This is a genomic window from Dietzia sp. Die43 (genome assembly GCF_024519835.1).
In the GTDB taxonomy this organism is placed as follows: Bacteria; Actinomycetota; Actinomycetes; order Mycobacteriales; family Mycobacteriaceae; genus Dietzia; species Dietzia kunjamensis.
In genome coordinates this window covers 1-8,164 of record NZ_JALJRF010000032.1, presented here as the reverse complement: position 1 = coordinate 8,164, position 8,164 = coordinate 1, and the positions used below count along the sequence as shown (strand labels likewise).

The 8,164-nt window shown below is 62.9% G+C and carries 6 protein-coding genes and 1 pseudogene; 3 read left to right on the top strand and 4 right to left on the bottom strand.

What is annotated here, in order from left to right:
* The first annotated feature begins 31 nt into the window (after positions 1 to 31).
* Positions 32 to 2,905 carry an HAD-IA family hydrolase gene (locus NR111_RS17840; protein ID WP_256821580.1) on the top strand — a complete coding sequence of 958 codons (2,874 nt, stop codon included), beginning with the start codon at positions 32 to 34 and terminating at the stop codon, positions 2,903 to 2,905.
* Positions 2,906 to 3,156: 251 nt separating this feature from the next.
* On the top strand, positions 3,157 to 4,041 hold the full coding sequence (locus tag NR111_RS17835; RefSeq protein WP_018296925.1) for a fructose bisphosphate aldolase: 885 nt from the start codon (positions 3,157 to 3,159) through the stop codon (positions 4,039 to 4,041).
* A gap of 111 nt (positions 4,042 to 4,152) precedes the next feature.
* Here the strand turns inward: NR111_RS17835 and NR111_RS17830 are convergent, their stop codons facing one another.
* The 3 genes and pseudogenes from NR111_RS17830 to NR111_RS17820 all read right to left on the bottom strand — a co-directional run.
* Positions 4,153 to 5,205: a type II glyceraldehyde-3-phosphate dehydrogenase gene (locus NR111_RS17830; protein ID WP_206475235.1), complete on the bottom strand. Its 1,053-nt coding sequence runs from the start codon at positions 5,203 to 5,205 to the stop codon at positions 4,153 to 4,155.
* An 87-nt stretch (positions 5,206 to 5,292) separates the two neighbouring features.
* Positions 5,293 to 5,955 carry a DUF305 domain-containing protein gene (locus NR111_RS17825; RefSeq protein WP_006840777.1) on the bottom strand — a complete coding sequence of 221 codons (663 nt, stop codon included), beginning with the start codon at positions 5,953 to 5,955 and terminating at the stop codon, positions 5,293 to 5,295.
* Between the two features lie 52 nt (positions 5,956 to 6,007).
* A pseudogene (locus tag NR111_RS17820) lies at positions 6,008 to 6,877 on the bottom strand (HAD-IC family P-type ATPase); the annotation flags it as partial.
* Positions 6,878 to 7,277: 400 nt separating this feature from the next.
* On the opposite strand from NR111_RS17820, the gene NR111_RS17815 reads away from it, so the two are divergent.
* Complete coding sequence (locus NR111_RS17815; protein WP_007626392.1) at positions 7,278 to 7,622, top strand: NADH-quinone oxidoreductase subunit A; 345 nt, start codon at positions 7,278 to 7,280, stop codon at positions 7,620 to 7,622.
* Positions 7,623 to 7,717: 95 nt separating this feature from the next.
* On the opposite strand, the gene NR111_RS17810 is transcribed toward NR111_RS17815, so the two are convergent.
* The coding region (locus NR111_RS17810) for a hypothetical protein (RefSeq protein WP_256821579.1) at positions 7,718 to 8,164 on the bottom strand (447 nt) is incomplete at its 5' end.

The window sequence follows — 8,164 nt, the reverse complement described above, 5'->3', positions numbered from 1 at the left end:
ATTCACTCCGGACAGCTGCGGGATCGGATCAATGCACTCTGAATCCGGAAGGGCCGCATTAGCCCGTGACGGTGTCGATGTCTATCCCGGAACCGTGGCGCTGCTGGAACGCCTGCGCGGCGGCGGCATCCCCGTGGGCCTCGTCACAGCCAGCCGTAACGCGCAGGCTCTGTTGGAGGCCGCGGGCCTGGAGCCGGCATTTGATGTGATCGTTGACGGCCTGGTGGCCGCAGATCAAGGTTTGCCCGGCAAACCGGATCCGGCGATGTTCCTCGAGGCGGCACGTCGACTCGGCGTATCCCCGGAGCGTTCCGTGGTCATCGAGGATGCCGTGTCCGGGGTCAAGGCAGGACACGCCGGCGGTTTCGGACTGGTGGTAGGAATCGACCACGCCGGGTACCGGGAGCAACTGGACGCGGCGGGCGCCGACGTCGTCCTGGGTAGTGTCGGCCAGTTGGATCTGGGTGCATCGCGCACCGATCCCTGGCTGCTGGTCTACGAGGGATTCGACCCAGCCCACGAGGGGCATCGGGAGGCTCTGACCGCCCTGGGCAATGGTTACATGGCCACGCGCGGTGCGCGTCCGGAGCGCCGCGATGACGGGATCCACTATCCGGGGACCTACCTCTCGGGTGTCTACAACCGAACTACCGGCATCATCCACGGCCGCGAACTGGAAGAAGAGCACCTGGTCAACATCCCCAACTGGCTGCCGGTCGACGTCCGCATCGGCGACGGTCCCTGGTGGTCCACCGGAGAGATGGAGGTCTCCGAGGATCGCAGCGAACTTGACCTGCGCCGCGGTACGCTCACCCGCCGGGCCACCCTCACCGGCCCCGGGAACGCCCAGCTTATCGTGGTGCAGCGGCGGCTAGTCTCGATGGACAATCCCCACCTGGCGGCGCTTCAAACCACTGTGACGGCAAAAGGGTTCAGCGGTACGGTCGGCATCCGGGCCGGAATTGATGCGCAGGTCACCAACACCAACGTCCGTGACTACATCGGCAGCGGGCAGGCTCACCTGACGAACGCCGTCGTCACCGACATAGACGACCACACCGTCCTGAGTGAGGTGGAGACCAACCAGAGCCAGATTCGGATCGCCCTCGCGGTGCGCACAGAGTTCCCTGGCCAGGGAGTAACGGCCAGTGACGTTAACAATGGTGGCGGGAGATACCTACGGAACTGTGATGTTCAGCTGGTCGACGGAGAAACGGCCACGATGACCAAAACCGTGGCGGTAGTAACCTCCAGGGATGTAGCGATCGCCTCGCCGGGAAGAGCAGCACTCACCGAGCTCTCCCGAAATGAGGGCGACTTCGACATCCTGATCCAGAGCCATGAAGCAGCCTGGCGTCGCCTGTGGGATCGCTTCGGAGTCACCTTTGACGGAGACCGCCAGTCCCAGCTGATCCTCAACCTGCACGTGTTCCACCTGCTGCAGGCAATATCAGAACACACCGCCGAGCTGGATGCCGGGGTGCCAGCCCGGGGCCTGCACGGGGAAGGATACCGCGGGCACATCTTTTGGGATGAACTTTTCGTCCTGCCCGTTATCGGGCTGCGGCTCCCGCAGGTAAGTCAAACACTTCTGGAGTACCGGTGGCAACGGTTGGGCGCTGCCCGGGCCGCCGCCCGGGCGCAGGGTCTCAAGGGGGCACTGTTCCCGTGGCAGAGCGGCAGCGACGGGCGGGAGGAGACACCCCAGTGGCTTTACAATCCACGATCCGCCCGGTGGATGCCGGATAACTCCAGTCAACAGCGCCACGTCGGTCTCGCCATCGCCTACAACGCCTGGCAATACTTTCAGGCCACCGGTGACCGGGACTGGCTGGCCACCCGCGGAGCGGAACTGATCATCGAAATAACCAGGATGTTCGCCTCACTGGCCACCTACGACGACGCCACCGGAAGATATCACCTTACCGGGGTGATGGGGCCAGACGAATACCACGATGGCTATCCGGATCATCCCGGAGCGGGCCTGACCGATAATGCCTACACCAACATTCTTCTCTCCTGGGTCTGTGAGCGGGCGGCTGATGCTCTCCGGGAACTGGCCGGCCACCAAGAGCATGACCTCACCGACCGATTGCAGATCACCCCCGACGAGATCCAGCACTGGTCCCAGCTGGGCAGCGCACTGACCGTCGCCTTCCACGCCGACGGGGTCATCAGTCAGTTCGACGGGTATGAGGACCTGCTTGAATTGGACTGGCCGCGATACTGGGCGAAGTACGGCAATATCGGTCGGCTCGACCTGATCCTGGAAGCCGAAAACGACACCACCAATCGGTATAAACTGGCCAAACAGGCCGACGTACTGATGCTCATCTATCTGTTGGGACCAACCGGTGTCATCAACCAACTCGGCAGGCTCGGTTATTCTTTCTCCGAAACTGACCTGAAACGCACCGTAGAGTACTACGTGTCCCGCAGCTCAGAAGGATCCACACTCAGCCGGGTGGTCCATTCCTCGGTGCTCTCCCGCTTCAACGAGGACCGGGCCTGGGCCCTTTTCCGCGAAGCCCTGGTCGCGGACCTGGATGACACCCAGGAGGGAACCACCCGCGCAGGAATTCATCTGGGTGCGATGGCGGGCACGGTGGATATCCTAACCCGCTCTTTTGCCGGTCTCCAGACCGAAGCCAACGCCCTCACCTTCGATCCCCGACTGCCTACCCACCTGGAAAAAGTGGAATTTCAGATCCAGTACCGCGGGCACCTGATCGATGTTGCCCTGAGCATCGATAGTCTCCTGATCCGACTACACCCCAGTACTGCGCCACCCATCTACGTGGGGAGCGCGGGAACGTATGTGGAACTCGCCGGTGGGGAGTCAACGGACCTATTCGAGGCACGACGCGGCCTGCAGAACAAATCTACCCCGGACCTAACCAGGTGAGAAAACCCATGATGTCTACCAAGCAGGCCGAAGCCAGGAGCATGACCGGTTCCCTTCGGCGGAGAGCACAGCTGCCGAAGACCCACGCTGGCCGGGCACCACCGGGGAAGAACCGTCATGACGCAGATCCTCGGTATTTACCTAACTGGACTGGAACCGTACCGGGATACGACAACGAGCACAGTTGCCTGGGACCGAGGCACAGTGGGCTCCACGACATGGTCACAACTCGCTAGGCGGAAGGACGTTTCATGGACGTAGGAAAATACGACAAGGTCAGGGCCGGTACCGGCTTCATCGCGGCGTTGGATCAAAGCGGGGGCAGTACCCCGAAAGCGCTGAAACTTTATGGGATCAACGAGGACGCCTACTCCAGTGGGGAGGAGATGTTTGGTCTGGTGCATAAGATGCGCACGCGCATCATTACCAGCCCCAGTTTCGACGGTGACCGGATCCTCGGGGCGATTTTGTTCGAGGACACAATGGACCGCGACATCGGGGGAATGCCTACAGGGGATTATCTGTGGAAAGTCAAAGACATTGTGCCGTTCCTCAAGATTGACAAGGGCCTGGCGGAAGAAACCCACGGGGCTCAGGTCATGAAGCCCCTCCCTGATCTGGACAACCTGCTCGAGCGTGCGGTAAGCAAGCACATGTTCGGCACCAAAATGCGCTCGTTCATCAGGCTTCCCGGGGAGGGGGTGGACGCTGTCGTTGCGCAGCAGTTCGCGATCGCTCAGCAGATCCTCCGGTTCGGGCTGGTACCCATTGTCGAGCCTGAGGTCGACATCCACAGCCCCCGGAAGATCGAGGTAGAAGACCAGCTCCGGGTGACCCTGCGCAAAGAGCTCGACCAGCTGAAGGAGGACCAGGCGGTCATCCTCAAACTGACGCTTCCCGAAACTGATGACTTCTACCGCGAGCTCGTGGAACATCGGCGGGTGATCCGGGTGCTGGCACTATCAGGCGGCTACTCCCGCGCGGAAGCTAACGCTCGCCTGGCACGCAACCCCGGAATAATCGCCAGTTTCTCCCGCGCCCTGACCGAAGGGCTCACCGTCACCCAGGACGACCGCGAATTCGACGCTGTCCTGGATGAAACAATCGGCACTATCGCGGAAGCCTCACGCACCTGACTACGCCTTCCGAGAAGGCGCGGTGCGCCTGATCAACTGCTTATACAGCGGTGCCCGACCCGGACATGAGCGATCTGGGTCGGGCACCGCCGTGGGTGTCTCCTGCTGGAATCAGCCGTTGGGCAGAGGTGAGAAAAAGTCCGCGCGCACCCCCAGGGCACGGTCGGTGCGCTGGATGGACTCATCACCGTCTTCCACGGTGCCAGCCAGGGCACGGATTGCGTCGATGTTCTCGGGGACGACGATGGCCTGGTTGTCGACCGTGTACGTCCAGAACAACTCATTGCCCTGCACGGTCAGGATATCTTCCCAGATGGCGACCTCATACATATCGCCCCGTGGCCGGCCTAGATCTCGCATCAATTCGACGGTGCTGTTGACCGCCACGATTCCATCGGAGCGCCGCACGAAAGCGATCCGCGGCATCGCCTTCAACGCTTCGAGAACCTCTTCTGTGTCTGCCGGGCGGGTTAGCTCGATGGTCCAGAAATGCAGGTGGTTGTGGGTGTGCGCTCCCTTGGCCGCCATGGTCACCACATCCAGGTCGGGGACCACCGACTGGGCGTCTGGGCCTTGATGGCTGGGAATACGACCTTCGGGAACTATGGTGTTCATGATCCCCGAGTGGTCGGATTCCCACGGATCGGTGGCCCGGCGGACAAGCACTCCCCGCGCTTTGGACAGCAATCCAGCGTCCTGGAGTGCGATAAGGGTGCGGACAGTGCCGGTGGTGTTGCAGGAAACCACGCGGGTGGTGTCGCGTCCAAGCGTGGAACTGTAGTTGGCGTGGGCAACGAAGGAGTGGCCGGTGAGACTGTGCTTCTCCCCGCCCTGGAACACGGACTTGACTCCATGGGTGCGATAGAGGTCGAGGTTGCCGGCCCCGATGGTGGACGGGGTGCAGTCCACCACGACATCCGCGTTGTCGAGCAGGTCCGGTAGTTTCCCGGCGATGGGATATCCGGCAGCGCTCATCTCTTGGTGGGCTTCTTCGGTGGAGGCATAGACCGGGATGCCCTGCGTGATGGCGGTGGCGACCCGGTAATCGGTGGTGACGTCGCTGACCCCGAGGAGTTCCATGTCCTCCTGGGCTCTCACCGCGTCGGCTACACGTTTACCGATGACACCGTACCCGTTTACTGCAACCTTGATTTTATTCGGCATGCTGATTGTCCTTCCCGGAAATCCTGGTTTGGCCCGATGGTCGTATGGTCGTGTTTCTCATCTGGGGTGGTCGGGGAATGTCCTTGTTCAGAGCTCGTTGAGCATCTGCTCCATCTCGGCGATCTCGGCCTCCTGGTCTTCAATGACCTGCTCAGCCAGAGCGATGGCCTGCGGGTTCTGGCCATCAGTGACCTCATCGCGGGCCATATCGACCGCGCCCTCATGGTGGGCGGTCATCTGCTCAAGGTAGAGCCGGGCAGCCTCGGTGCCCTGGGCGTCCTCGAGGGCTGTCATGTCCTCCTCGCTCATCATTCCACTCATCCCGCCATGGTCCATCTCACCCATATCACCGGTGACCGGATCTTCTTCCCAGGTCTCGAGCATGGTATTCATCCGGTCGATCTCCGGGCCCTGGGCATCGATAACACCCTGGGCGAACTCGATGACCTCGGCCGGGATATCGTCCTTGGCCAGGAGGATTTCACTCATCTCCACGGCCTGTTGGTGATGCGGGATCATCATCTGCGCGAACATGATGTCCGCGTCATTGTGCTCGGCGGAGACCTCTCCGGCCGCCCCCGTCTCTGTCTCAGGATCCGTGGTGGCCCCGGTCGTTTCGGTGGTGTCGGGGGCGGACGTAGTGGCGATGGTCGTGGTGTCGGTGTTTTCTCCCTCAGTGTTATCTGCGCAGGCGGACAAAACCAGGGTGGAGGTCAAGGCGAGAGCGGCGATGGTGATGGTGCGCTTCATGGGGGTTCCCTTTCGGAGGTTGTGTATGGGGGAGTCGATGAAGGATTGAAAGTCAGCGGACGGGGGCTGCAGAGCTCACAGCAGCCTTCTCCTCCTTCCCGTCGGTCGGAGCCAGGTGAGCCGGGTCCAGGTCGATCCGGCGTAGCAGCTGGGCGTTGAGGGCGACGATGATCGTGGACAGGGACATCAAGATGGCGGCGGCCGCCGGGGGAAGCAGCACACCGATGGGGGCGAGCACACCGGCGGCCAGGGGAACGGCCGCGATGTTGTACCCGGTCGCCCAGACCAGGTTCTGGACCATCTTGCGGTAGCTGGCATGGGAGAGCTCGATCATCGACAGCACGGCCCGGGGATCATCACTCGCCAGGACCACCCCGGCGGACTCCATCGCCACATCTGTACCCGCGCCAATCGCAATACCGACCTCGGCCCGGGCCAGGGCCGGGGCGTCATTGACACCGTCGCCGACCATGGCCACGCTCAGACCGCGCTCCTGCAGCTGGGTGACCTTGGTGTCCTTGTCCTGCGGCAGAACCTCGGCGAAGACCTCATCGATCCCCAGATCCTTGCCCACTGCCTGGGCGACCTGGGTGGCGTCACCGGTGATCATCGCCACCTTCACCCCGCGGGCCTGCAGGGCGCGCACCGCCGCGCGGGATTCGGGGCGGATCTTGTCCTCGACGGCCACGGCACCGATGATCTCACCGTCGCGGACGACGTGGAGCACTCCGGCGCCTCGCTGCGCCCAGGAACCGGTGATGTCGGTGAGCTCACCCGGGATGGTCAGACTGAATTCGCGCAACATGTTCGGCCCACCCACGAGGATTTGGGTGCCATCGACAGTGGCCCGGATCCCGCGGCCGGAGGCGGCGGTGAAACCGGTTGCGCGCAGTGGGCGGCGTGAGGCCTCCGGGTGTGCGGCTCGTCCGACTCTTCCTTTGACGTATGCAACACCGCACTACTTACTTCATCTACTGGACTGGAATCAACCCTCACCGGGCGATCAACTACGACCGGCCATTTCTCGAACGTTACTGGTCTAGTCAAGGAATGTGGACAGTTCTTCGATGAGTAGCCAGCGACGCGCGGAGGTGTGCGCTTTCTTTCGACGACAACCCCGCCCCCAGTCGAGCCCAACCGGTTCCAGAGATTTCGCATCAGTCGGACCCACACGCGGGTGTTCCTGCTCTGCGGAGCCGGCCCCGGTCACGGCTGACCGCCGAGCTGGAACGAGATTATCGATCGCGGTAATCCGTTAAGGTGACTCCCAACGCTCAGCGACCGGCCTCGATGTTCGACAGCGAGAAAGGGGAGAGACCGTCATGTCCTCAGGGATCGTGTCCGTGGCTCTGGTGGCGCTGTCTGTCGTTGCTCTCTTCTATGCACTCCACCGCGTGGCCAGCATTACCTCCGACCCGTTGACAGTCCTGCCGGCCCAATCCGGGTGGGCACCGCAGGAGCACGCCCTGTCGCGGTTCCACGCACGCTGGTACCTCGCCTCGATCGTGTTTCTGGCCTTCGACGTCGAGATGCTCTTTATGTACCCGTGGGCCGTGGTGGTGATCGAGAAGGGGCTCTCTGCGGTGGTGGAGATGTTCCTGTTCCTTGGTGCCCTGCTAGTCGCCGTGGCCTGGGCACGGCGAGAAGGCGCATTCCGATGGGCTTGAGCCCGTTTCTCGCCCGCCTCGCCGTCCAGGCCACCCGGGTGCTCGTCGTCGAGGCCCCGGGCCAGTGGGCGACTCGGATGGAGCTTGAGCAACAGCTACTCCGTCGCGGGTGGCGGATAGCCAGTAGTCCGGCTCAGGGGGACGTGCTCGTCGTGTGTGGTGCGCCGGGCCCTGAGCTGTCGGATCTGGCGAACCGCCTCTGGGAGCAGATGCCCGGCCCTCGGGTGCGCATCGGCATCGCCTCGCCCGGAGCGGTGGTTCCCGCCCTCGACAATGCCACTGCGCTCCTGCTCGACACTTCCCATCACCGGACCGACGCCCGCGAACGGGCGCAGGAGCCCTCGATGTCCGATCACGCGAACAATGCTGATGGCGAAGGGCACGAAGGGCACGTGGGCCACGAAGGACACGAGGAACACCAGGGCTACGGTGGACACTCGGACCACGAAGAGCACGCGGATCGCCAGGCGCACGAGGGCCACGAAGACCATGGCGGGCATGGTGGCCACGAGGGCCACGCAGACCACGGCGGGCACGAGGGC

What these genes read in the sequence shown, in the direction of transcription:
- NR111_RS17840 (WP_256821580.1), top strand. Translation starts at nt 32, where the DNA reads ATGCACTCTGAATCCGGAAGGGCCGCATTAGCCCGTGACGGTGTCGAT.
- NR111_RS17835 (WP_018296925.1), top strand. Translation starts at nt 3,157, where the DNA reads ATGGACGTAGGAAAATACGACAAGGTCAGGGCCGGTACCGGCTTCATC.
- NR111_RS17830 (WP_206475235.1), bottom strand. Translation starts at nt 5,205, where the DNA reads ATGCCGAATAAAATCAAGGTTGCAGTAAACGGGTACGGTGTCATCGGT.
- NR111_RS17825 (WP_006840777.1), bottom strand. Translation starts at nt 5,955, where the DNA reads ATGAAGCGCACCATCACCATCGCCGCTCTCGCCTTGACCTCCACCCTG.
- NR111_RS17815 (WP_007626392.1), top strand. Translation starts at nt 7,278, where the DNA reads ATGTCCTCAGGGATCGTGTCCGTGGCTCTGGTGGCGCTGTCTGTCGTT.